The sequence below is a fragment of the Pseudomonas sp. p1(2021b) genome, from assembly GCF_020151015.1.
GTDB lineage: Bacteria > Pseudomonadota > Gammaproteobacteria > Pseudomonadales > Pseudomonadaceae > Aquipseudomonas > Aquipseudomonas putida_K.
The window spans coordinates 3,164,142-3,186,400 of sequence record NZ_CP083746.1 but is presented as its reverse complement, the minus strand read 5'-3'; the positions used below and the strand labels follow the sequence as shown (position 1 = coordinate 3,186,400).

Here is a 22,259-nt window from a genome sequence, read left to right as displayed (position 1 = left end):
CCACCTCTATCCAAGAACAACAACAGAGTACCGAACATGTCCCGAGCTGTTTTCCGTGGGGCCACTTGTGGCCTGCTCTGCGGCTGGCTGCCTGTGGCCGGCGCTGTCGGATTCATCGACGACAGCAAGCTCAAGCTGCAGCTGCGCAATGTCTATTTCAACGAAAACTTTCGCGACGAGCAGGGCATGAGCGCCCGCGCTGCCGCGAATGCCAAGAGCGAGCGGGTGGAGTGGGCGCAGGGTTTTCTGCTCGACTATCAGTCAGGCTTCACCCAGGGGCCGCTGGGCTTGGGGCTCGATGCCCTGGGACTGGTGGGCGTCCGGCTCGACTCGGGCCGAGGCCGCAGCGGTACCGGCCTGCTGCCGGTTCACGATGATGGCCGCGCCGCGGATGAGTTCGCCAGTGCCGGCGTGACGGCCAAGGCGCGCCTGGGGCAGACCGTGGTCAAGCATGGCACCTTGCTGCCCAAGACACCGGTGCTGGTCTACAACGATGCGCGGTTGCTGCCACAGACCTACCAAGGCACACAACTGACCAGCACCGATATCGAGGGCCTGACCCTGACCGCCGGCCACCTGGAGCGCTTCAAGCAGCGCGATTCCTCCGATAGCACCGGCCTCTACCTGGATGGCTATGGCGGCAGCGAGTCTGGCGACTTCAGTTTTGCCGGTGCCGACTATGCCGTCAGCAAGCAGCTGCGCCTGAGCTATTTCCATGGCCAGCTCGAACACTTCTACCGCCAGGACTATGCGGGCCTGGTACACGAACTGCCGTTGGCCGGCGGGGTGTTCACCACCGACCTGCGCTACTTCAAGAGTCGCGACAGCGGAGCCGCCTATGGCGGCCGGATCGACAACGACATGATCAGTGGTCAGGTCGCGTACAGCCACTCGGGGCACACCGTAGGCGCTGGTTACCAGGTGCTCGACGGCGAGGCGGGGCTGCCGTACATCAGTGGGGCGACGGTCTATTCGTTCAGTAACGTCGGCATCGGCAAGTTCATCGAGGAAGAAGAGAAGACCTGGATGGCGAGCTACGCCTACAACTTCGCCGCGGCCGGTATCCCTGGGCTCACCTTCATGACCCGCTACCTGAGCGGCGACAACGGCCGCTCTGCTGACGCCGGGCTCAGCGAATGGGAGCGTGACATGGAGCTTGCCTACGTTGTGCAATCCGGGCCGATGAAGGGCTTGGGCGTGAAACTGCGCAACTACGTCTACCGTTCTGATTTCTCCCGAGGGCGTGACAGCAACCGGATCTACCTGACCTACGACATTGCTTTGTGGTAGATGCACCGAAGCGAGCAGGCGCACCTCGGTATGCCTGCTTGCGCTGTTCCCTCCGGTTCCCTATGAAAGCCATGCGCATGGCTGTCGACGGAAGACGCTGAACCGCGCGATGGAGGCGGGGGCTCAAGCCCGCAAAGGGCTGCCGGCTTGAGCCCGGCGCAGGTCAGGTCAAGCCTTCGGCCTGCAGCGTCTTCTGTACGGCCGGGCGGTTGGCGACCCGTTTCTGGAACTGCACCACCGTTGGCCAGGGTGAGAGGTCAATGCCCAACATCGGCGCCCAGTTCACGATGGTGAACAAGTAGGCATCGGCCACGCTGAAGGTTTGGCCGGTCAGGTAGTCTCGGCCTTGCAATGCCTGCTCCACGAAGCCCAGGCGTTTGCCGAAGGTATCGATGGTTTTGTTCCTGGCCTCCGGGGTGATGCTCGGGTTGAACAAGGCGGCGAGGGTCTTGTGCACCTCGGTGCCGATGAAGTTCAGCCATTCCTGCACCCGCGCGCGCTCCAGCGAGCCCGCAGGGGGCAGCAGGTTGGCCTGGGGTTTCTGGTCGGCCAGGTATTGGACGATGGCCGGGCCTTCAGTGAGGACTTCACCGTTGTCCAGTTGCAAGGCTGGAACATAACCCTTGGCATTGATCGTGTAGTAGTCCGCACCGTCGGCGGTCGTGTGGCGCTTGAGGTCGACTTTTTCGACGGAGTAGGGCAGGCCCAGTTCGTTGAGTACGATGTGCGGCGAGAGTGAACAGGCACCTGGCGAGTAAAAGAGCTTCATTTCCTTCTCCCATTGTGTGGGTCAGCCGTGGGACGGCTGGCGAGGTGAGGCACTGTGCAGCTCGCTGGTTATGACACCAAAGCGGGATTTCATGCAAGTTGGCTTTGGATGGGGAGCGGCAGCTGTTGGTCGTTGGGCAGGGTTGGGTGCAGAGTCCGTTTCGGGGCGACAAATAACGGTCATGGATGACCGCTTTCGACCCATTGCAGCCATTCGAGATAGAGCTATTCATTCCGGCCAGAAGTGGACGCTCGATCCATACCCGTTTTCAGCCAAAAAGAAAAGCTGGATCTCTCCGCAGGCCTGACTGCTAAAGCTTCCGGCTCACCTGCCGACAGTTGTTTATCCCACTTCACGGATGATTTGAATGTTCCGCTCTCTTTTCGCCGGCGTTGCTTTGCTCGCCTCCGGCGCAGCCTGCGCTACTCCCGTACAGGCCGTCACCACGCCCGATCAACTGTTGACTGAATTCTCTCGTTGCGATGCGCATTTCTTCGAGCGGCTGCGCGATGCGCGTCTGCCAGCAGGAACCTTGCGTCTGAGTGATTACGGCTCGGTCAAGGCTCCGACCATTTTGAATCCGTTACAGGAAGGGGGCACTTACCAACACTTCGAAACGCCTCTAATGGTCAACGGCGTGGCTCTTATTGGCTATTACAACCACGCCGAAACTATAAAGAACGTCGGCAATTTCCTGTTCTGGGGTTTCGTAGCCGACGGTTCGCCTAAAGAGGTGGCAGTGAAACTCAAGCCGCTGATCGTTGACAACGCACGCTTTGTCGGGCAAGGCAAAGCCATTGTTCGCGCTGAAATCCGCCGCGTCGGAGACCCGATCGGCCAATGGCGAACCGAAGGACTAACCGGTCCTGGCGTCGCCACGCCGTTTGGTTTCGTAGACCGCGTGCTGATCGTCGACAATGGCGACACGGTACCGCCGCTGGCGGGGCACACCACCGTGCTCTGCTCGCTTCAAGGCACTGTGACCGCGCCGCTCCTGCAGGTCTATCGCCCTGACCTCAATGCACATCTGCTCGACTGACAAGGATGCCTAACGTGAATGCTCGCTGGCCCATTATCATCGCCTGCACCGTCATCCTCACAGGTTGTGCTGGGATGCAAAACCCGAAAAACCCCAACCTGATCCACTGCACTAATCAGTTCAAAGCGCACAAAGTCGCAAACTACTCTCTGGCGTTGCAGGAGGGTGATCTATGCCTGCAAAAGAATACGCTGTCCGCTTCGCTGCAAAGTTTGGTTTACGCGGTGCAGGCGGATGCGTATAGCAACCTCAAGCGCTTCCCCGAAGCCGTGGTCGCCAAGGAAAAATCCATGCAGCTCGACGGTAAGCCTAGCCCACGCGACAACCTGGATTTGAGCGCCATGTATCGTGACGCTGGCAATCCGAAAAAGGCGCTCGAACTCGTCCAGTACAACCTTGATAACGGAATCGGAGAGGCAGGCAAAGGCACCGGCTTTCACATGCCGACCTATTATCATTTGGGCCTCGCGTTGACAGATCTTGGGAAATACCGGGAGGCCGCCGAAGCCTTCAGCACGGGCCTTCAGCGCCAGCCAGATTACGCATGGGCCTATTATGCGCGTGGAATAGCGTACGACCATTTGGAGAGTCAAGATGATGCCAAAGCCGACTTCATGAAGTTCTCGCAGATGGTCAACAAGAGTTACGTGAAAAATAAGCACAAGGCCAAGCTCGCAGAGTACGGGATTTCGCTGCCCTGATAGGTCAGTGAGTCGCGAGGGACTGTTATCGACCCATTGGTGCCCCTCATAAGGTTAGCAATGGGTCGATGCAGTTGAAAAAGTCGGATTTTCAGCTCACCAGAACTCAGGCATAAAACTGCTTTGATGCGCTGACGATACGCGGCAAACAGCCTCGGAATGCTCATTTACAACACGTAAAGTCGAGCACGACTCCGACCGTTCCTCGGCTGTTTTCGCCTTGCCTGACCTTCGTCTCAAGACTTTTCATACAGACCCTAGAAGCTGATATTGAGTGCCGAAGCTGCCAACTTCGCCAACTCAAGCCTGCTTCTTGGCTCGGCACCGTCTTCGAGCATCCAGGTTGCCGACAATCCTGTCCATGCGAGCACCCATTGCAACAACCTTCGGCGATCAATACCGCAAGCATCTGCGATGAGTGCTATACGTCGTGCGAAGCATTCCGGTGCAAGCGCACTTGCTTCGTCGGGATTGCAGAGAATATTGGCATAATCAAAGCCGCGCTCGCCGTATAACCCCTTGGGATCAATGGCAAGCCATCCAGCTTGGCCGAAATCAAGCACATTACCGTGATGGATATCGCCGTGAAGTACTGCAACATCGCGTGGAGCAGCCAAAAGCTCGCGTGCCGCCCCCGCACAGTGTTCAAGAATGCCGCAGTGAGTAGCTGCCGCACTCAATAGCGATTCGAACCATTGCACGAGCGGAACCAATTCAGGGATGGGCTTGGGGCGCGGTGTGTGAAGACGGGCTACTACCGCACAGAGGATGCGAATGGCTTCGTCATCCCGGCCACTATTGACCATCTGGATGAGCGTGGCCGAGCCTTGCGCGCGCTTCATCAGTAAAGCTTCACCCTCGTGGGCCAGCACGGGCGCCGCACCGTCGCCGTCCCACCAAGCCATGAGCTGGCTGCCTGCTTGTTCCTCCGGCTCTTGTGAGATTTTAAGCATGGCGGGTACATTGCCTTGGCGAACGGGTAGTAGATTGCCGTTCAGCGAGACGAAAGCATCACCGTCGATTGTCAGCCCCCATCGTTTCAGATACTGATCAAACATAGGTTGCTCAAATTTAACGCTGTCCATAATTAGTTCTCATTCGAGCTCTATAAGCGCAGGATAAGTCCCTCGAGGTCATCCGTCAAAAGGACATTGCCAGTAATAAGTATGCATGACCAAAGCTTCGCCAACCTACTGGAATAGTAATTCTTGCCGGTTGTTTCCTGTCACGAAGGTCTGAACGGGGCGAATGCAGTTACTCGCGATTGAACTGGGGCATTCATGCTCCGCATTTCAGGTTTTTCTGCATAAATGCATTCTGAAGCGTTACACCCCGACAGATCGGAAACCCGCGCTGCACGACATGAAACCCATGCGATACAAAGAACGCCTCAGCCGTTTTGCTGACATCTGAAGTAAGCTCGACAATATCAAGCAACTTGGCTTCTTCATGGATTCGCTTCATGAGCAAAGAACCTATTCCTTGCCGAGGATGAGTACTCGACACAAAAAAGTGGTCGATATACCCGTTCGGTTGAATGTCAGCGTAGCCCACTATTTTCCCGTCGATCTCAGCCACGAACGGGCGAAGATCTCGGAGGTGTTCCGCCCACATCTTCTGATCAAGATCGGCAGGAGCCCAGGCATCGACTTGATCTCGAGTGTAATCGTGTGACGCGATGTCATGAATGGCAGAGTAAAAGACACGGAACAGCGCAATCTCATCCCCGATTCTGAATCGTCGAATTACCATGTGTTCCTCGCAAGGCGTCCTCAAAAAGAGAGAGTTTGCCACACCACCTGCATGGCTGACGCGCAAACCGAAATCAAGCATGCCTGAAAGGCCGTCCGTGCTAGCCGGCTGCAATGGGTCGACAGCTGACGGACGTGAAATGACAGCTTTCAACCGAAGCGGGCTTTAGGGGACGCGAAACAAGTCAGTGGCAATCCTTCAGTACCCGGTAGGTCAGCTCCGCGAACCCACTACCAACCATCGTTGCCGAAAGCAGGGTAAGGCCGGGGCTCAGGAGCCGTCGCGGAAACAGCGGTTTCCCGGCGCCAAGCGTTACGGAGCCGATTTGCACGATGATCTCGTCCAACAATCCGGCGTCATGGAACTGCGCGGCAAGGTCGCCGCCGCCCATGATCCATACATTCCTGCCATTGGCCGCTGCGATCATTTGAGCGTGAGCCGCGCCCACGTCGCCGTTGGCAAACGTGACATTGGCACCTTCCATCGTGGGCAACTTGCGGCTGGTAAAGACCCAGGTCGGTTGGGTGTATGGCCACGCCGTGCCTGTTTGTTCGGAGACGGTACCTGCATTGCGCAGGATCCATTCGTAGGTCGACGACCCCATCGCGATCGCGCCTACAGCCTCGATGAAGGATGGGTAGCTGGTCTGGTTGATGTCGCCAAGCGGAAACAGCCATTCCAGTGAATCATCTTCAGTGGCAAGAAAGCCATCGAGGCTGGCTGAGGTGTAGTACTGCGTCTTCAACGTAGCATCCTCCTTGAGAGCAGATCTGGAAACCGACCTGAAACCACCTGTCCTACTCGGTTGCACCAAAGGCCTCGTGATACGCCACGACCCCTTCAGGCACCACACCCGAAAAAGCCAGCGCCTGGAAGTACTCAGGCGCAACGCCGGGCAAGGTCAGCCCGGCGCTGGCCTGGAAGCCGAAACGCCCATAGTAGCCAGGGTCGCCCAAGACCACGCAGCCCGCGCCGCCCAGGTGCTGGAGCTGGGTGAGTGCAGCTTTCGTCAACGCCGCGCCGATACCTTGGCCTTGGCGGTCCGGCCGCACGGACACCGGGCCGATGCCATACCACCCGGTTGCGCCGGACGAAACCGTGACGGGGGAGGCGGCGATATGACCGACGATGGCGTCGTTCTCGACCGCGACCAGGGAAACGGTCAGCTGACCTGCCCGGCGCAGGGCATCGACAATGAACTGTTCGGTATGGCTGGTGTGGGGCGCCTGCTCGAACGCCGCTTGGGTCAGCCGGGCGATGGCATCGATGTCCTGGATGCGCTCGCTACGGATCGTCATGGTCATGCTGATGTTCTCCCTGGTATTCATATCGGAACGGACAACCCCACTTTCACCTTGTCGAGCACGATGAGTGTCCGGTAGGTCAGGATATCTTCGTTGTCCGCGAAGTGCTTCCTGACCAGCTTTTCGAAGTGCGCCACGTCGCGGGCGACCATGACGATGATGAACGACACGCCGCCGTTGACGAAATAGCACTGCTGCACCTCGTCCACCCCTGCGAAGTAACGCTTGGCTCGGTCCATTACGATCGAGCGGTCTTCGCGCAGGCGTGATTCGACGATGGCGGTCAGGTGCTGGCCCACCGCCTCCGGGCCGAGCACGGCGGTGTTGGCGAGGATGACCCCGCTGGCTTCCATCTGGGCGACGCGGCGTTGAACGGCCGGGGTGGACAGGCCGATGGCCTCTGCGATGACGCGTTGCGAGGTCTTGTTGTCCTGCTGGAGCATCTTGAGTATTGCGTGGTCGAAAGCATCCAGCGGACGCTTGGTGAGGTCGCTCATGTGTCCTGCCCAAAAAAAGCAATTGGCTCGTCAAGCGGCTATTTTCACAGCAATTCGATCAAAGGCCGAGCACTAAAATGGCCCATCGAAACGTGCTGGAGATTTGCGTGGACTCACCTGACGCTCGCGCTTTCGCGCCCATCGGCGCCGCCCTGGCCGCGCTCGTGTCCGTACAGACAGGCGCTGCCGTGGCCAAGACCCTGTTCCCCATGGTGGGCCCCGATGGTGTGGCGGCACTTCGGCTGGGGTTGTCGGCCGTCATCCTGCTGGCGGTGTTGCGGCCATGGCGCATCTGGCGGCAGGCGAGCATGCCGCGGCTTGTGGCCTATGGGCTGATGATGGGCCTGATGAACATCCTGATCTATCGGGCCTTCCTCTACATTCCGGTCGGGATCGCGGTGTCGATCGAAGTCATCGGCCCGCTGGGAGCTGCCTTGTTGTCTTCCCGGCGCAAGATCGATTTGCTCTGGATCGGCCTGTCGGCAGTCGGCCTGACGTTGCTGCCGTGGGGGCTGGACAGCCATGGGTTGGACCCGCGTGGCTTGCTATATGCCCTGGCGGCAGCCTTGGCGTGGGGGTTGTATGTGGTACTGGGCAGCAAGGTTGCTGTCCATGGCCGCCAGGCCGTTGCCTCCGGCATGCTGTTTGGGGCGTTGCTGGGGGTGCCGCTTGGCGTGAGCCAGGCCGGCAGCCAGTTGTTCGAGCCGTGGGTGTTGTTGATCGGCCTGTGCGTTGCCTTGCTGTCGAGCACCGTGCCGTTCTTGCTCGACATGTACGCGATGCGGCATTTGCCGGCGAGCATCTTCGGCGTGTTGCTCAGCGCCTCGCCCGCGGCGGGGGCCCTCGCGGGTTGGTTGATCCTCGATGAGGTTCTCACCTTGGTGCAATGGTCGGGTATCGTCGCCATTGCCCTGGCATGCGCCGGTGCGGCCCTGATCGGGCGTAAACGGTAGCGCACCGAAGCGGCTGCTCAGGGCACTGCCTTGGCCTCCTTCTTACAGTGGGTACTGGCTGGTAGGCAGCACGCCCAACTGGTCGAAGTCGATGAACCGTTGGCAGCTGTCCATCATCACCGCGAGATTGTGCTGGAACTTCGCCGCATCGCCCGGTGCATCGAAGAATGCCTGCGGGTCGCTCATGGCGGCGGGCGGGAAGCATTCCTCGACGATGGCCGCCAGCGGCGCGGCACCGGGGGTGAGCACCTGCACCACCAGGTTCTGCACGTATTCGAAGTTGTCCTGGGTATCGATGGCCACCCGGGTGTGGTGGTTCTGCCACACCTCGAGCCAGGCCTCGTGGCTCAGGCGTGCTGGCCGCTGAAGGAAGGCCAGTTGCGAGAATCCATGGGTGCGCTGGCCGGCGTGGGCAGGGAAGCGGGTGTTGCGGATAGGCACCGATTCGCAGACCAGGTACCCGGCGATGCGTGCACAGCGGGCTTGCAGGATGTCGTCGAACGGGCGACGGAATTCGGCGATGGCGGTGTCGAGCCAGAAGCTCAGCACGGCCTGGGGCAGGGGGCCAGCCTGTTCCTGGCGCAGGCCCTGGGCGGGGCTGACGTCGGCATCGGCGAGGTTCAGTTGCAGGTGTCGGGCGCCGAGGGTCTGCAGGCGGTCGGCGAGGGGGCCGGCCAGGGCGGTGGCGAACGACTCGAAGGTGTCTTGCTCAGGTTGCCAAAGCAGGTAGATGACTTTCTGCACGACGTTCTCCTTACACACGGGGTGGTCGGGAATGACCTTGAGCGGGCCATGGTCGGCCTTCGATGTGGCGTGGGAATCCTCTGAACGGACTAGACGGTGAAGCTGCGTTCGGATCAGTAACGGGGCCGGCACGATCCGCCGCATGGCGGTAAAGCCGACGAACTGCTCCGGTAAGTCGTTGATAGCTATGAGGTGTTCGTCGTCAGGCCGACTGTCGTTCGGTTGCCCGGCTGATAATCCGCCGAATAACAACAATTAGGAAACGCCCGTGAAGCTGGAAACGCGAAGTATCGAGTTCGTCCCCCACGCCGAACGCTATGGTTCACCCAAGCGGCTGTTCACGATCTGGTTCAGCTCCAATTTCCAGGTGACGGCCCTGATGGTCGGCACCTTGGGCATCGCCTCTGGCTTGAGCTTCGCCTGGACGTTGCTCGGCCTGCTGGTCGGCAACCTGGTGGGCACCATCTTCATGGCCGCGCACTCCGCCCAGGGGCCTCACCTGGGTGTGCCGCAGATGATTCAGAGCCGGGCGCAGTTCGGCGTGCATGGCGCGGCGATTCCATTGTTGGTGATGGTCACGGCGGCGGTGCTGTTCCTGGCCGCCAGCGGCGTGCTCATGCGCGACGCCCTGAAGGCGCTGCTGCCGATCAGCGACGACCAGGCGATCATCCTGGTCGGTGTATTGACCTTCGTCATTGGCTTCATCGGCTACGAGTTGATCCACCGCCTGGGCGCGTGGATGAGCCTGTTGTCCACCCTGGTGTTCGGTGGTGCCCTGGTGCTGATCCTGCTGCACCCCGACGAGGCCGCGGTGAATACCTCGCTCAGCAGCGGCTTCTCCTGGACGGCCTTCAACCTGGTGGTGGCACAGGCGGCCTCCTGGACGCTCGGGTATGGCCCCTACGTAGCCGACTACTCGCGCTACCTGCCGGCCAACGTGAACACCCGCACCACGTTCTGGACAACCTATTGCGGCTGCGCGCTGGGCTCGTTCGCCATGATGGCCCTGGGCGCCTTGCTGGCCGTCGCCATCCCGTCCGCGCTCGGCCACGACCCTGCCACTGCCATCGCCACCTTGTTCGGGCCCTGGGCACCGCTGGCGCTGGGCGTGATTGCGCTGGGCGTCATCCAGTACAACGTGCTCTGCCTGTACAGCGCCTACATGTCGACGGTGACGATCTTCGGTGCCTTCGGCGAGCTGCGCCGTGTCACGTCGTCGGCAAAGGCGCTGATCATGGCCGTGCTGACCGTCGCGGCGACGTTGATCGCCGTCGCCACCCAGTACCGGTTCGACACCTTCTTCGCCGACATCCTGATCGGCCAGCTCTACCTGCTGATTCCATGGAGTGCGATCAACCTGGCCGATTACTACTGGGTCTGCCGCGGCCAGTATGAAGTCGGTGAGCTGTACAACGCCAAGGGGCGCTACGGACGCTTCAATCGCCGCACGCTGGCGGTGTACGCCGTGTCGATCATCGGCACCATCCCGTTCATGAAGCTGTCGTTCTACACCGGCTTCGTCGCCAACTGGCTGGGGGCGGACATCAGCTGGGCGGTGGGGCTGGTCCTGGCAGGGGCGCTGTATTGCATGGTCAACAGCCAGCCTGCGGCCAAGTCTGCAGCGCTGCAGGCGTCCGTTCCGGACTGAGGGCCAACCTGGCGCCGCTGCCCCTCTGTGGGAGCTGGCGGAGCCTGCGATGGGCCGCAAAGCGGCCCCTTGAGTCTAAGGCTCTACCGTTTGAGGGCTTGGGGCTGCTTTGCAGCCCATCGCAGGCTGTCGCCAGCTCCCACCGAGATTGCGCCGCTCTCAAGGCTTGCGAAATCGCTGTGGGCTTGGCCCGCAATGGCTGCGAGCGCTTAGCTACGGATGAACGCCAGCAGGTCGGCGTTTATCACCTCGGCATGGGTTGTCGGCATGCCGTGGGGGAACCCCGCGTAGGTTTTCAATGTGCCATTGCGCAGCAGCTTGGCCGATAGCGGCCCCGAGTTCTCATAGGGCACGATCTGGTCGTCGTCACCGTGCATCACCAGCACCTGGGCGGTCACGCTTTTCAGGGCTTCGGTGAAGTCGGTCTGGGAGAAGGCGACAATGCCGTCGTAATGCGCCTTGGCGCTGCCCATCATGCCCTGGCGCCACCAGTTCAGGATCACGCCCTGGGACGGTTTCGCGCCCGGACGGTTGTAGCCGTAGAACGGGCCTGACGGGATGTCATGGTAGAACTGCGCCCGGTTGGCCTGAACCTGAGCCTGGAAGTCATCGAACACCGACTTGGGCAGCCCGCCGGGGTTGCTGGTGGTCTTCACCATCAAGGGGGGGACGGCTGCGATGATGACCGCCTTGGCCACCGGGTCCTCGGCATGCCGGGCCAGGTAGTGGATGACTTCTCCGCCTCCCGTGGAGTGCCCCACATGCACCGCGCCCTGCACGCCCAGGTGCTGGACCACGGCCGCCACGTCATCGGCGTAATGGTCCATGTCGTGCCCGTCCCAGACCTGGCTGGAGCGCCCATGGCCGCGCCGGTCATGGGCGACCACCCGGTAGCCGTGGGCGAGGAAGAACAGCATCTGGGCGTCCCAGTCATCGGCACTCAGTGGCCAGCCGTGATGGAAATGGATGACCTGGGCATCGCGCGGGCCCCAGTCCTTGTAGAAGATCTCTACACCGTCTTGCGTTGTGACGTATCCCATTTCGCGTCTCCTGTGATGAGGTGTGCAGGCTACCGCCCCGCCGGTGAAGAGGCTTGGCCGCCGAGTGACTGTAGGATTAAAGTGCACTTCAAGGTCAACCCACTTTCAAGGTGCCTCATGAGAATAGGAGAGCTTGCCAAAATCACCGGTCTTGCACCTTCTCGCATCCGCTTCTACGAAGCTAGCGGCCTGATTCAGTCGGTCGCACGCAAGGCCAATGGTTACCGTGATTACGCGGCAGACGCCGTCTGGGTGCTGGAAATGATCACCTGCGCACAGGCGGCGGGGTTCTCGCTGGAGGAAATTCGCCATCTGCTGCCTGATGATGGCAACGGTTGGCCGCACGACGAGCTGCTCGCCGGTCTCAGGCGCAAGGTCGAGGAAATCGAGGCACTGCAACAGCGCCTGGCCCGTAACAAAGAGCAACTGTTGCTGGTGATCGACGGTATAGAAAGCAAGCCTGACGGCATGGCCTGCGCAGACAACTCGCAACGGGTGCTGGGTCGGTTGCGTCAGGACATCGCGGCGGGCAAGACAGCCGACACCAGCGCCGACCACCGTAGGCGCGGCCCTGTGCCGCGTTAGCGGCAATCCCGTTACCCCTGCAATCGCAGGTCAGGCTCGTGTTCACAGGGGCTTGGGCTGGGTTCGAAAAGCACCTGTTGACCTTGAAGTTGACTTTAAGGATAAGGTTCGCAGCACCATTCCTCCGAGGTGCTTGCCATGAACCTGTTCGCCCCCCTGACGCTCCCCAACGGCTCCACTCTCGCCAACCGCATCGCCAAGGCGGCCATGGAAGAAAACATGGCCGATGCAGCCCATGCTCCATCCCCCCAGCTGATCCGCCTGTACCAGGCATGGGCCGAAGGCGGGGCGGGTTTGCTGATTTCCGGCAACGTGATGGTGGACAATCGCGCCATGACCGGCCCGGGTGGCGTGGTTCTGGAAGATGACCAGCACATCGACGCATTCCGACAATGGGCCCAAGCCGGGCAGTCCCGGGGCGCGCAGTTCTGGTTGCAGATCAACCATCCGGGCCGGCAGATGCAGGCCAACCTCGGACAACCGACCTGGGCGCCTTCGGCGGTACCGTTGACGCTGGGCTCGATGTCCAGGCTTTTCAATACGCCCCAGGCCATGACCCCGCAGGTCATCGAAGCCGTCATCGGCCGTTTCGCCAACACGGCGCGGCTGGCGGAACTGGCCGGGTTCAATGGCGTGCAGATCCATGCCGCTCACGGCTACCTGCTCAGCCAGTTTCTCTCGCCCCTGACCAACCGGCGCAACGACCAGTGGGGCGGGCCCCTGGAAAACCGTGCCCGGCTGCTGCTGGATATCGTCAAGGCCGTGCGTGCCGTGGTATCCCCCGGCTTTGCCGTAGCGGTCAAGCTCAACTCGGCCGACTTCCAGCGTGGCGGATTCACCGACGACGACGCCCGGCAGGTGGTGCGCATGCTCAATGGGCTCGCGGTGGACCTGGTGGAGTTGTCCGGCGGCAGCTACGAAGCGCCTGCCATGCAGGGGCAAGCCCGGGACGGTCGCACGCTGGCCCGCGAGGCGTATTTCCTGGAGTTCGCCCGCGACATTCGTGCGGTGGCGACCCTGCCGGTGATGGTGACTGGTGGCATTCGGCGGCGGCCGGTGGCCGAGCAGGTGATCGCCAGCGGGGTGGACATGGTGGGCATCGGCACGGCACTGTCGATCGACCCCGCATTGCCCCGTGACTGGCTGGCAGGCAAGCCCAGCGCGCCCGAGCTTGCGCCGATCACCTGGAAGAACAAGGCACTGGCCTCCCTCGCCAACATGGCGGTCGTCAAGTTCCAGCTGAGCCGGCTGAGCCGGGGCAAGGCAAGCCATCCCCGGGTTTGGCCCTGGTGGGCGTTGTTGGTGCAGCAATGGGGCAACGCCCTGCGCACCCGCCAATACCGGCGGCGGATGGCTGGCCATTGAACAAGGCAGATGGGTAAGGCATCTGTAACCCTGGGAATGACACACACCGTGGCATGACCAAAAGGCCACGGTTCCCCCAGGCAACCAACCCCGTTATCCTCTTGCACTTCAAAGCAGGCACTCCAGGACGGTGACCATGACCAGGCACTGGCTGGTGCCGAGCATGGCGCTGCTTTTCTGCCCCATGCTGTTGGCCCAGCAGATCCAGCGCGAACTGGGCGACTTCGACTTCAAGCTGGGCACGACCGCTTCACGCAGCATGGCCCAGGGGCTGATCTCCCCCGGCGCCGTCGGTGCTTTCCACGGTGGCCTGGACCTCAGCCACCCCAGCGGCTGGTACTTCGGCCAGTACGCCCCCAGCGTGGGCCTGACTCCCACCTCGACCCTGCGCCTGGACAGCTACCTGGGCTACAAGCGGCGCTTCGATGACAGCCTGGGCCTGGAGGCCGGGTTGATCCACTACAGCCAGCCGAACCTCGCCGACAGCGACAGCTATGCGCTGTACGGCGGCATTTCGGTATTCGGCAGCCGTTTCGGCGGCGCCCTGCGCGACAACCCCGGCAACCGCACCGGCACGTTGTTCGCCGATTTCGGCCGGTTGCCGCTGTTCGATGTCGACCTCTCCGTCAAGCTTGCCCATCACCGCCTCGGCACGCCTTTCACCATTGGCGACGGCAGCCATGTCGACACGTTCAACGATTGGTCCTTGGAGCTCTCGCGCCCCTGGCTGGGCATCGACCTCAACCTGATCTACAGCAGCTCCGACCTGCGCGGCGGCGGCTGCGACGCCTATGCGGGCATCAACAGCTATTGCGAAGGTATGGTGACACTCAAGGCGCAGCGCAGCTTCTTCTGAGGTAGCCACGGTCGGTTGCGATCCTGCTCACAGTTTGATGTGAAAAGGATGGCACTTTTCCCAGGATGGCCTACACCTGTTAGCAAGGAAGACGGTCAATGATCGACAGGAGTCGACATGCGCCATTTCTCGTCTCTTCATGGCCTTTCCCTTCTGGTCGCCCCCGTTCTCGTCGCGGGGGGCGGTCGCGTTCGTCCCGGCGGCACTGCCAAGGAGGCCCACGACCCAGCTCAGCCGTGAAGCCGGCCTTGGCCTACGCCAGGGCCCACCAACAACAATGATGGAAGCCCCGCATTGGTGGGCAAGGGCCCGAGCGATGCCCGGCTTGTGCGATCAAGGAGATCCGTGATGAACCCGTTCCAAGGAAAGCCTGCAGCCTTGGCCATGACGGCCGCCCTGTTCAACGTCGCGGCCCAGGCCGGCACCTACCCGGACTATGGCTATGCACCGCCCGAGAGCTACAAGGGGCCGACCTTCACCCTCAGCCAGAGCTACCCCAGCACGCCACCCCAGGGCACCTTGCCAGCATTCTTCAAGCTGCTACCGGCCAAACCGGACAACAACTTCGAGACCTGGCGCGCCTACTTGGATGCAGCGAAGGTCTATTGCCTGGAAGGCAACGTCGAGGCCGACTGGTACGTGCAGAACAACAAGGTGCGCAACTGGTACCACATGCCCTGGCAACACTACGGGCCGCTGGGGCGCGAAGGCATCCACGGCCTGACCAAGGAAGCGCAGATCCAGGCCAGGCAACTGGCGGCGGGGCAGACCGCGACCGGGCAGACCTACGCGGTGGGTATCTACAACGACATCGGCGCCTACACCCTCGGCCAGGTCTGGAAGGACCCGCAGAACCCTGACCCGAGCTTCACCTCCAAGCCCAACAGCTTCGCCGACGGCACCGTGGTGTGCAAGGCGCTGTTCGCTGACATCGACCGCAGCACGGTGCCGTTCCTGGCCAACCCGGTGCTGTGGCAGGGCTATATCACCGAGACGTTCCAGTCCGCCAACCGCCAGGTGAAGGAGGTGGCGCTGATCCAGATGGACATCGCCGTGCGCGATACCCGCATGAGCGACACCGGCTGGCTGTTCGGCACCTTCCAGTACAACGGCGCCAAGACTGGCAAGGCCGGCTGGGACAACCTGGTGCCGGTGGGCATCATGTGGGGCAACGACCCGCAGGTCACCAGCAATGACCACACCAACCCGGAGCCGACCGTCACCAAGATCAACCCCGCGCTGCAGCAGACCGCAATCAACGCCGACACCCAGGAGTTGCCGCCGACCCACCTGGGCTGGAACGGCCGGCTCAACGGGCCGGTGGACAACCCCAACAGCTCCTGCCTGAGCTGTCACATGACCGCCGAGGCGCCCCAGGTGGCGATCATGAACCCGCTGTTCCAGGCGAATCCGCCGGCGGTGGGCTCGGATGACTGGATGAAGTGGTTCCAGAACATCCCGGCCGGAGTACCGTTCACGGCGGGCACCCAGAGCACGGACTATAGCCTGCAGATGTCGGGCGGCCTGGTGAACTTCTACCAATGGAAATGCGACATGAGCGGCATCTATGCCGACGGCTCCAACGCCTGCGCCAAGGTGGCGAGCATGAAGCTGAAGATGGCCAAGCCCGGCCATGCCGCGCCGCAGCCGATGCAGCGGGTGATCCGCGACCCGAGCCTGGAACAGTTGCTGGAATGACCCCGGCATGCCTCCGGGCACGGGTTGCCCGGAGGCATGAAAGGTTAGCCGTTTCGCCGCAAAACCCGGATAATGGCAGCCATTTTGTTCTGCTTTTTATCACGGTATTCCCGCATGGAAATCAAGGTCAACTTTCTCGACAACCTTCGTCTTGAAGCCAAGTTCGATGACTTCACGGTCGTGGCCGACCAGCCCATCCGCTACAAGGGCGATGGTTCGGCCCCTGGCCCGTTCGACTACTTCCTGGCGTCGTCGGCCTTGTGTGCGGCGTACTTCGTGAAGGTGTACTGCAACACGCGCAACATCCCCACCGATAACATCCGCCTGTCGCAGAACAACATCGTCGACCCGGAGAACCGCTACAACCAGATCTTCAAGATCCAGGTCGAGCTGCCGGCCGACATCAGCGAGAAAGACCGTCAGGGCATCCTGCGCTCCATCGACCGCTGCACGGTCAAGAAAGTGGTGCAGACCGGGCCGCAGTTCATCATCGAGGAAGTCGAGAACCTCGATGCCGACGCCCAGGCGCTGCTGATGGTGAACCCTGGCGACGACACCCGCACCTTCATCCCCGGCAAGGACCTGCCGCTGGAGCAGACCATCGCCAACATGTCGCAGATCCTTGCCGACCTGGGCATGAAGATCGAGATCGCCTCGTGGCGCAATATCGTGCCCAATGTGTGGTCGCTGCATATCCGTGACGCGCAGTCGCCGCTGTGCTTCACCAACGGCAAGGGCGCCACCAAGGAAAGCGCCCTGGCGTCGGCCTTGGGTGAATTCATCGAGCGCCTGAACTGCAACTTCTTCTATAACGACCAGTTCTGGGGCGAGGAGATCGCCAACGCTGATTTCGTCCACTACCCGGACGAGCGCTGGTTCAAGCCGGGCCGCAAGGATGCGTTGCCGGCAGAGATCCTCGACCCGTACTGCCGGGAAATCTACGACCCCGAGGGTGAGCTGCGTGGCTCGCACCTGTACGACACCAATTCAGGCAACGTCGAGCGGGGCATCTGCTCGCTGCCTTACGTGCGCCAGTCCGATGGCGAGGTGGTGTACTTCCCGTCCAACCTGGTCGAGAACCTGTTCCTGAGCAATGGCATGAGCGCCGGCAATACCTTGGCCGAGGCGCAGGTGCAGTGCCTGTCGGAGATTTTCGAACGGGCGGTCAAGCGTGAGATCCTCGAGGGTGAACTGGCCCTGCCGGATGTGCCGCAGGAGGTCCTGGCCAAGTACCCCGGCATCCTGGCCGGTATCCAGGGCCTGGAAGAGCAGGGCTTCCCGGTGCTGGTCAAGGATGCCTCGCTGGGCGGCGAATTCCCGGTGATGTGCGTCACCCTGATGAACCCGCGCACCGGTGGCGTGTTCGCCTCGTTCGGTGCCCACCCAAGCTTCGAGGTGGCGCTCGAGCGCAGCCTGACCGAGCTGCTGCAGGGGCGCAGCTTCGAAGGCCTGAACGACCTGCCGCAGCCTACCTTCGAAAGCCATGCGCTGACCGAGCCGAACAACTTCGTCGAACACTTCATCGATTCCAGCGGCGTGGTGTCGTGGCGCTTCTTCAGCGCCAAGGCGGATTTCGAGTTCGTCGAATGGGACTTCTCCAGTCAGGGCGAGGACTCCAACGCCGAGGAAGCCGCGACCCTCTTCGGCATTCTCGAGTCGATGGGCAAGGAAGTGTACATGGCGGTGTACGAGCACCTCGGGGCAACCGCCTGCCGCATCCTGGTACCGGGATACTCGGAAATCTACCCGGTGGAAGACCTGATCTGGGACAACACCAACAAGGCCCTGGCGTTTCGTGCCGACATCCTCAACCTGCACCGCCTCGACGACGAGGCCCTGCAAGCCCTGGTCGAGCGGCTGGAGGACAGCGAGCTGGACGACTACACCGACATCAAGACCCTGATCGGCATCGAGTTCGATGACAACACCGCCTGGGGGCAGTTGACCATCCTTGAGCTCAAGCTGCTGATCTACCTGGCCTTGCAGGAGTTCGAAGCGGCCAAGGAGCTGGTCGAGGCGTTCTTGCAGTTCAACGACAACACCGTCGAGCGCGGATTGTTCTACCAAGCCTTGAACGTGGTGCTGGAAGTGACCCTGGACGATGAGCTGGAGCTGGCCGATTACGAGGTGAACTTCCGCCGGATGTTCGGCGATGCGCGGATGGATGCGGTGCTGGGTTCGGTGCAGGGCAGCGTGCGCTTCCATGGCCTGACACCGACCAGCCTCAAGCTCGAAGGCCTCGACCGGCATCTGCGTCTGGTCGAAAGCTACAAGAAGCTGCACCGCGCCCGGGCCAATGCAGTGGTGCAGGCTCGCTGACGCGATAGCCCAGGCGCCGGCAAGCCGGCTCTCATAGAACAACGCATAACTCATTGATTTGACAAGACCTGTAGGAGCGGCGCTAGCCACTTGTTCTCTGCGCGACAGCGCAGCCCAAAGGGCTGGGTGATCTCCCACAGGTACGGCGGTGTCTCTGAAAACAGCGCAGGACAGGTGGGAGCCGGCTTGCCGGCGATTGGGCACAGGAAAGCGTCTGGCTCAGCCTGCCGGCAGGATCACCCGGAAGCGGGTGCCATGGGCATGGCTGGACTCCACTTCGATGCGCCCACCGTGGCCTTGGACGATCTCCGATACGATGAACAGGCCCAAGCCCAGCCCGCAGGGCTTGCTCTGCTTGTCTGTATAGCGCGTGTAACGCGCCTTGGGACTGAACAGCAAGGGCAGGGCGGTGGCGGGAATAGGTTCGCCGAAGTTATGCACTTCGAGGATCACGCTGTCGCCGTCGCCGCTGAGCAGGACCTCGACGGGGCTGTGCGCTTCACCATGACGGGCCGCATTGCCGATCAGGTTGGCAAATACCTGGGACATCCGCGCTCCATCGAACGCTCCGGTAATGGTGCGCTCATCGATCTGCATGATGTCGAGCCCGGGGTTGCCAGCCTTGATTTCCTCGATGACGGCCTTGCAGACCTGGTTCAGTTCCGTATAGGTGCGGACGATCGGTATGCCGCTTCCCAGGTTGCAATGCGCAAGGTCGAGCAAGTCCTTGACCATCTGGTTCGCCCGTTGCGCGCTGGTGGCGATTTGCGCCGCGATGTCTTTGTCGCGGCTACTCAATCGGGGGCTCTTGTTCAACAGGGCCGCCCCCATCAGCACAGCGGTCAACGGTGAGCGCAGGTCATGGCCGAGCACGCCAAGCACGGTCTGGCGCGTCGACTCGACCTCTTGCCCATAGGCACCGATCGATTCGACCAGCGCCTGGTCGATCGCCTCGTTGAAGCGGATCATGTCGTCGAGCTGGTAGTCATGCTTCGTAGGGTCCTGTGCCAGCCACAGGCGCAGCACGCTCGACCTCAGCGCGCGATACTCCGAGACCATCTGGTCGAGGGTGAAGCCATCCATGAGGCGAAGCACCGCGTGGGTCTGGGCGGCGGTTTCCTCAGACGAAGAAGGCCCCTGGCCTTGGGACTTGGCGATCTGCTGTTGCGCTGTCTGCGGCGTGCGCATGTCCTGGGCAACCGTGCGCAGGATGTACACGGCATGGTCGCGCAGGCCATTGGCGCTCAGGTTTCGGTTCGGTGTCTCTACAGACCTGGCGAACGCTTCCCACGTTTGCAGGATGCTTTCCATGTTGTCCAGGATAAACGTTGAAAGTCGCATGGCAGACCTTATGCATCAATGCGTCAGGTGATCGTGTGTCTTGCTCGGTGCATGAACAGTGCGCGCTACCGCTCATGGGCACACGCGTGCTGGAGACAGGTTGTTAATGCTAGAACGAGTTTATGTGCCGAGCCATATTGTCAAAGTGATATCACGCTAGCCGCCCTGTCGGGCGCGATAACGGCTGGGCGCCATCCCGGTCCAGCTGAGGAAGGCCCGGCGAAACGCCGCTTCACTGGCGAACCCCAAGTGGCCGGCGATACGACCTATCGTCCAGTCGGTGTCGCGCAGGCAGCGCTGCGCCGACTCGCACAGGCTGAGCCGGCGCAGTGCCTGGTAGCTGGAACCTTCGGCGGCCAGGCGTCGACGCAAGGTCGGTTCGGTGGTGCCCAGCGCGGCGGCGATTGCGCTTAGCGCCGGCACCTCTTGTTCATGGCTCAGGGCCGCGTCGAGGAAGCCGCGCACTTGCTGGGTGATCGCCACTGCGCTGGGGGGCGCACCGATCAGGCGGAACGGAAAGTCCACCAGAAACAGCGCAAGCTCTGCTGGCGTGCGTATCACCTGGCGGGACAGCAGTGCGGCATCGAAGCTGAAACCATAGGTGCGCTTGCCGACAGTGACCGGCGCATCGAACAGGCCGAGGAAGGGGGCAGCATCCTCGCGCAGGGGGTGGGCGAGAAAGACCTGGTCGGGCCGTAGCGGCTGCCCGATGAGCCAACCAAACAACTGCAGGTAACAGAACAGCCCAGTCAGGTCCACCAGGCATGCCGCACTGCTGCGCTTGTGGCGCAACGAGTCCATGTGGAAGGTGGCCGTGGCGCCTTGTATCTCCAGGCTCAGGCAGCCTGCGCGCGGGTCGAGCATGGCGCAGAACTGCGCGGCGCAGGCAATGGCTTCGTCCAGGTGCCCGCAACTGAGCAAGCAACGGCACATCAGGTCGACCTCAGTCTTGCGCATCGGCGGTTGCCCTTCGCCCTGGGCGACTTTCGCCTCCAACTGCTCGATGGCTTGGCGATACAGGGCGACGAAGCGCTGCGCCGAGGACAGCAAGGCCGATGGCGGCGGCTCCAGGGCGATTTTGTGGCGCTGCAGCTCCGCCAACAGTCGGGTATCCAGGCCCTGGGGAACGCGAACCGGTGCTGTGGAACGCAACGCCATCATCAACCTCGCCTGCTGATCGTTTTGGTGGTGGTGGGTGATCGAACCTGTGGCGGTCTGCCCCCGGCCGCTATGGCTCAATGGCGGGCAAGCCAGCGCTGAAACCGCGGCGAACCCTGCAACTTTCGCGGAGTACCCGGAACATGGGCCTTGCTCTCACTCGCTTGTCGAATCGCACCAGCCTGTCACCTGAACGGAGGATCGGCAAGTCATGATCCAGATCCTCGATGAAATCCTGCTCGAGCCCCAGCAGCTTCCAACGGTGCTTGAGGCGTTGGACGAGCTCTACCTGCCGCACAGCATCGCCCGTGGGCTGACCCTGCTGCAGCGCTGGGTGTCACCGCCGGTGGCTGTGGCTGGCGAGGCCAACCGCCTCTGGTTGTTATGGCAGGTGCCCGATGTGTGGGGCTATTACGGCATGCGCCTGGGCGCCGGTGCTGAAGTGCTGGCGTTCTGGAACGTCGTGGATGGCCTGTGCCGGCAACGCGCCCGGCATGTGTTGGGAGATGCAGGCCAGCCTTTGGCCACCGCACAGGAGCATGACGATGTGGCATGAAACCGCGCAGCTGTACCTGGCGCCGGGCTTTGCGACGAGCATCCTGGAGGTGCAACTGCGGCGTCAATTGCAGGCGCTGCCGGGACTGGTCTTCTTCAATTTGGGGCAAAACCTGCCCGGCAGCTGGGGGAGTGGGGATTTCACCCTGGACCTGTGCTTTGCCAGCAACGCGTTCCAAGAGCAGGCCGAGGCTTGCTTGTCACAGCTGCCCGGCTTGGCCCATGTGGACCGAGTGGCCTACCAGCGCCTGGCCGGCGGCCAGCGAGCGCCTGGATTGCGCGATGGCACCTGGCGCACCTTGCTGTTTCGTCTGCGTGAGGGCCGCAGCCCAGCCATCGTCGAAGCCCTGGAGCAAGACCTGCTGCGCATGCCGGCCTACATGCAGGGCATCGGCAACTGGCAATTGAGCCGAGTCCGCTCTCCAGGCCGCTGGACCCATGTCTGGCAGCAGGAGTTCGCCCGCCTGGAAGACCTCCAGGGGGAATACCTGACTCACCCCTTCCACTGGGGCTGGGTGGACCGCTGGTTCGACCCGGAATTCCCGGAGTGGGCCGTCGAGGCCATATCCCACGCGTTCTGCCCCTTGCCCAGCAGCCTACTGACGCGTCCCCAACTTCTGGACCACAACGCATGACAAATTTTCT

General features: G+C 61.9%; 22 protein-coding genes. 12 read left to right on the top strand and 10 right to left on the bottom strand.

Features of this window, described 5'->3' with window-relative positions; genetic code table 11:
- The first annotated feature begins 36 nt into the window (after positions 1-36).
- Complete coding sequence (locus K8374_RS14770; RefSeq protein WP_224456186.1) at positions 37-1,290, top strand: OprD family porin; 1,254 nt, start codon at positions 37-39, stop codon at positions 1,288-1,290.
- A 163-nt stretch (positions 1,291-1,453) separates the two neighbouring features.
- On the opposite strand, the gene gstA is transcribed toward K8374_RS14770, so the two are convergent.
- Positions 1,454-2,059 carry a glutathione transferase GstA gene (gstA, locus tag K8374_RS14765; RefSeq protein ID WP_224456185.1) on the bottom strand — a complete coding sequence of 202 codons (606 nt, stop codon included), beginning with the start codon at positions 2,057-2,059 and terminating at the stop codon, positions 1,454-1,456.
- Positions 2,060-2,426: 367 nt separating this feature from the next.
- Between gstA and K8374_RS14760 the strand changes: the two genes are divergently transcribed.
- Both K8374_RS14760 and K8374_RS14755 read left to right on the top strand, forming a co-directional pair.
- Positions 2,427-3,098 carry a hypothetical protein gene (locus tag K8374_RS14760; RefSeq protein WP_224456184.1) on the top strand — a complete coding sequence of 224 codons (672 nt, stop codon included), beginning with the start codon at positions 2,427-2,429 and terminating at the stop codon, positions 3,096-3,098.
- 5 nt (positions 3,099-3,103) lie between these two features.
- Positions 3,104-3,799, top strand: coding sequence for a tetratricopeptide repeat protein (locus K8374_RS14755; protein WP_224456183.1), 696 nt, complete (start codon positions 3,104-3,106; stop codon positions 3,797-3,799).
- 257 nt (positions 3,800-4,056) lie between these two features.
- Here the strand turns inward: K8374_RS14755 and K8374_RS14750 are convergent, their stop codons facing one another.
- The 5 genes from K8374_RS14750 to K8374_RS14730 all read right to left on the bottom strand — a co-directional run bounded on the left by K8374_RS14750 (position 4,057) and on the right by K8374_RS14730 (position 7,352).
- Positions 4,057-4,857, bottom strand: coding sequence for an aminoglycoside phosphotransferase family protein (locus tag K8374_RS14750; RefSeq protein ID WP_411969644.1), 801 nt, complete (start codon positions 4,855-4,857; stop codon positions 4,057-4,059).
- A 220-nt stretch (positions 4,858-5,077) separates the two neighbouring features.
- Entirely contained in the window at positions 5,078-5,632 is a 555-nt protein-coding gene (locus tag K8374_RS14745) for a GNAT family N-acetyltransferase (RefSeq protein ID WP_224456181.1), read from the bottom strand.
- A gap of 103 nt (positions 5,633-5,735) precedes the next feature.
- Complete coding sequence (locus K8374_RS14740; RefSeq protein WP_224456180.1) at positions 5,736-6,296, bottom strand: dihydrofolate reductase family protein; 561 nt, start codon at positions 6,294-6,296, stop codon at positions 5,736-5,738.
- A 52-nt stretch (positions 6,297-6,348) separates the two neighbouring features.
- Positions 6,349-6,855, bottom strand: coding sequence for a GNAT family N-acetyltransferase (locus K8374_RS14735; protein ID WP_084858912.1), 507 nt, complete (start codon positions 6,853-6,855; stop codon positions 6,349-6,351).
- A 20-nt stretch (positions 6,856-6,875) separates the two neighbouring features.
- Complete coding sequence (locus K8374_RS14730; protein WP_224456179.1) at positions 6,876-7,352, bottom strand: Lrp/AsnC family transcriptional regulator; 477 nt, start codon at positions 7,350-7,352, stop codon at positions 6,876-6,878.
- Positions 7,353-7,459: 107 nt separating this feature from the next.
- On the opposite strand from K8374_RS14730, the gene K8374_RS14725 reads away from it, so the two are divergent.
- A complete protein-coding gene (locus tag K8374_RS14725) occupies positions 7,460-8,305 on the top strand; it encodes an EamA family transporter (RefSeq protein WP_224456178.1) in 846 nt (281 codons plus the stop codon).
- Positions 8,306-8,347: 42 nt separating this feature from the next.
- Here the strand turns inward: K8374_RS14725 and K8374_RS14720 are convergent, their stop codons facing one another.
- Positions 8,348-9,049 carry an EthD domain-containing protein gene (locus K8374_RS14720; RefSeq protein WP_224456177.1) on the bottom strand — a complete coding sequence of 234 codons (702 nt, stop codon included), beginning with the start codon at positions 9,047-9,049 and terminating at the stop codon, positions 8,348-8,350.
- A 268-nt stretch (positions 9,050-9,317) separates the two neighbouring features.
- Between K8374_RS14720 and K8374_RS14715 the strand changes: the two genes are divergently transcribed.
- Entirely contained in the window at positions 9,318-10,697 is a 1,380-nt protein-coding gene (locus tag K8374_RS14715) for a purine-cytosine permease family protein (RefSeq protein WP_224456176.1), read from the top strand.
- A gap of 209 nt (positions 10,698-10,906) precedes the next feature.
- Here the strand turns inward: K8374_RS14715 and K8374_RS14710 are convergent, their stop codons facing one another.
- On the bottom strand, positions 10,907-11,737 hold the full coding sequence (locus K8374_RS14710) for an alpha/beta fold hydrolase (RefSeq protein WP_224456175.1): 831 nt from the start codon (positions 11,735-11,737) through the stop codon (positions 10,907-10,909).
- A gap of 117 nt (positions 11,738-11,854) precedes the next feature.
- On the opposite strand from K8374_RS14710, the gene K8374_RS14705 reads away from it, so the two are divergent.
- The 5 genes from K8374_RS14705 to K8374_RS14685 all read left to right on the top strand — a co-directional run bounded on the left by K8374_RS14705 (position 11,855) and on the right by K8374_RS14685 (position 18,560).
- Positions 11,855-12,322, top strand: a complete 468-nt coding sequence (locus K8374_RS14705) for a MerR family transcriptional regulator (protein WP_224459333.1) — start codon at positions 11,855-11,857, stop codon at positions 12,320-12,322.
- A 138-nt stretch (positions 12,323-12,460) separates the two neighbouring features.
- The gene (locus K8374_RS14700; protein WP_224456174.1) at positions 12,461-13,687 is read left to right on the top strand and encodes an NADH:flavin oxidoreductase/NADH oxidase family protein; all 1,227 of its coding nucleotides are present in this window, start codon (positions 12,461-12,463) and stop codon (positions 13,685-13,687) included.
- Between the two features lie 136 nt (positions 13,688-13,823).
- The gene (locus K8374_RS14695) at positions 13,824-14,543 is read left to right on the top strand and encodes a TorF family putative porin (RefSeq protein ID WP_224456173.1); all 720 of its coding nucleotides are present in this window, start codon (positions 13,824-13,826) and stop codon (positions 14,541-14,543) included.
- Between the two features lie 348 nt (positions 14,544-14,891).
- Positions 14,892-16,241, top strand: a complete 1,350-nt coding sequence (locus K8374_RS14690) for a hypothetical protein (RefSeq protein ID WP_224456172.1) — start codon at positions 14,892-14,894, stop codon at positions 16,239-16,241.
- A gap of 114 nt (positions 16,242-16,355) precedes the next feature.
- Positions 16,356-18,560, top strand: coding sequence for an OsmC domain/YcaO domain-containing protein (locus K8374_RS14685; protein WP_224456171.1), 2,205 nt, complete (start codon positions 16,356-16,358; stop codon positions 18,558-18,560).
- A 219-nt stretch (positions 18,561-18,779) separates the two neighbouring features.
- On the opposite strand, the gene K8374_RS14680 is transcribed toward K8374_RS14685, so the two are convergent.
- Together K8374_RS14680 and K8374_RS14675 are read right to left on the bottom strand one after the other, a co-directional pair.
- Positions 18,780-19,901 carry a sensor histidine kinase gene (locus K8374_RS14680; RefSeq protein ID WP_224456170.1) on the bottom strand — a complete coding sequence of 374 codons (1,122 nt, stop codon included), beginning with the start codon at positions 19,899-19,901 and terminating at the stop codon, positions 18,780-18,782.
- A 156-nt stretch (positions 19,902-20,057) separates the two neighbouring features.
- Positions 20,058-21,062 carry an AraC family transcriptional regulator gene (locus K8374_RS14675; RefSeq protein WP_224456169.1) on the bottom strand — a complete coding sequence of 335 codons (1,005 nt, stop codon included), beginning with the start codon at positions 21,060-21,062 and terminating at the stop codon, positions 20,058-20,060.
- Between the two features lie 208 nt (positions 21,063-21,270).
- On the opposite strand from K8374_RS14675, the gene K8374_RS14670 reads away from it, so the two are divergent.
- Positions 21,271-21,615 (top strand): hypothetical protein, encoded by a 345-nt coding sequence (locus tag K8374_RS14670; RefSeq protein WP_224456168.1) that lies wholly within the window; start codon positions 21,271-21,273, stop codon positions 21,613-21,615.
- On the top strand, positions 21,605-22,249 hold the full coding sequence (locus tag K8374_RS14665; protein WP_224456167.1) for a Dabb family protein: 645 nt from the start codon (positions 21,605-21,607) through the stop codon (positions 22,247-22,249). Before K8374_RS14670 ends, K8374_RS14665 begins: the two co-directional genes overlap by 11 nt.
- Positions 22,250-22,259: the final 10 nt, after the last annotated feature.

What these genes read in the sequence shown, in the direction of transcription:
- K8374_RS14770 (WP_224456186.1), top strand. Translation starts at nt 37, where the DNA reads ATGTCCCGAGCTGTTTTCCGTGGGGCCACTTGTGGCCTGCTCTGCGGC.
- gstA (WP_224456185.1), bottom strand. Translation starts at nt 2,059, where the DNA reads ATGAAGCTCTTTTACTCGCCAGGTGCCTGTTCACTCTCGCCGCACATC.
- K8374_RS14760 (WP_224456184.1), top strand. Translation starts at nt 2,427, where the DNA reads ATGTTCCGCTCTCTTTTCGCCGGCGTTGCTTTGCTCGCCTCCGGCGCA.
- K8374_RS14755 (WP_224456183.1), top strand. Translation starts at nt 3,104, where the DNA reads ATGCCTAACGTGAATGCTCGCTGGCCCATTATCATCGCCTGCACCGTC.
- K8374_RS14750 (WP_411969644.1), bottom strand. Translation starts at nt 4,857, where the DNA reads ATGTTTGATCAGTATCTGAAACGATGGGGGCTGACAATCGACGGTGAT.
- K8374_RS14745 (WP_224456181.1), bottom strand. Translation starts at nt 5,632, where the DNA reads ATGCTTGATTTCGGTTTGCGCGTCAGCCATGCAGGTGGTGTGGCAAAC.
- K8374_RS14735 (WP_084858912.1), bottom strand. Translation starts at nt 6,855, where the DNA reads ATGACCATGACGATCCGTAGCGAGCGCATCCAGGACATCGATGCCATC.
- K8374_RS14730 (WP_224456179.1), bottom strand. Translation starts at nt 7,352, where the DNA reads ATGAGCGACCTCACCAAGCGTCCGCTGGATGCTTTCGACCACGCAATA.
- K8374_RS14710 (WP_224456175.1), bottom strand. Translation starts at nt 11,737, where the DNA reads ATGGGATACGTCACAACGCAAGACGGTGTAGAGATCTTCTACAAGGAC.
- K8374_RS14705 (WP_224459333.1), top strand. Translation starts at nt 11,855, where the DNA reads ATGAGAATAGGAGAGCTTGCCAAAATCACCGGTCTTGCACCTTCTCGC.
- K8374_RS14700 (WP_224456174.1), top strand. Translation starts at nt 12,461, where the DNA reads ATGAACCTGTTCGCCCCCCTGACGCTCCCCAACGGCTCCACTCTCGCC.
- K8374_RS14695 (WP_224456173.1), top strand. Translation starts at nt 13,824, where the DNA reads ATGACCAGGCACTGGCTGGTGCCGAGCATGGCGCTGCTTTTCTGCCCC.
- K8374_RS14690 (WP_224456172.1), top strand. Translation starts at nt 14,892, where the DNA reads ATGAACCCGTTCCAAGGAAAGCCTGCAGCCTTGGCCATGACGGCCGCC.
- K8374_RS14685 (WP_224456171.1), top strand. Translation starts at nt 16,356, where the DNA reads ATGGAAATCAAGGTCAACTTTCTCGACAACCTTCGTCTTGAAGCCAAG.
- K8374_RS14680 (WP_224456170.1), bottom strand. Translation starts at nt 19,901, where the DNA reads ATGCGACTTTCAACGTTTATCCTGGACAACATGGAAAGCATCCTGCAA.
- K8374_RS14675 (WP_224456169.1), bottom strand. Translation starts at nt 21,062, where the DNA reads ATGATGGCGTTGCGTTCCACAGCACCGGTTCGCGTTCCCCAGGGCCTG.
- K8374_RS14670 (WP_224456168.1), top strand. Translation starts at nt 21,271, where the DNA reads ATGATCCAGATCCTCGATGAAATCCTGCTCGAGCCCCAGCAGCTTCCA.
- K8374_RS14665 (WP_224456167.1), top strand. Translation starts at nt 21,605, where the DNA reads ATGTGGCATGAAACCGCGCAGCTGTACCTGGCGCCGGGCTTTGCGACG.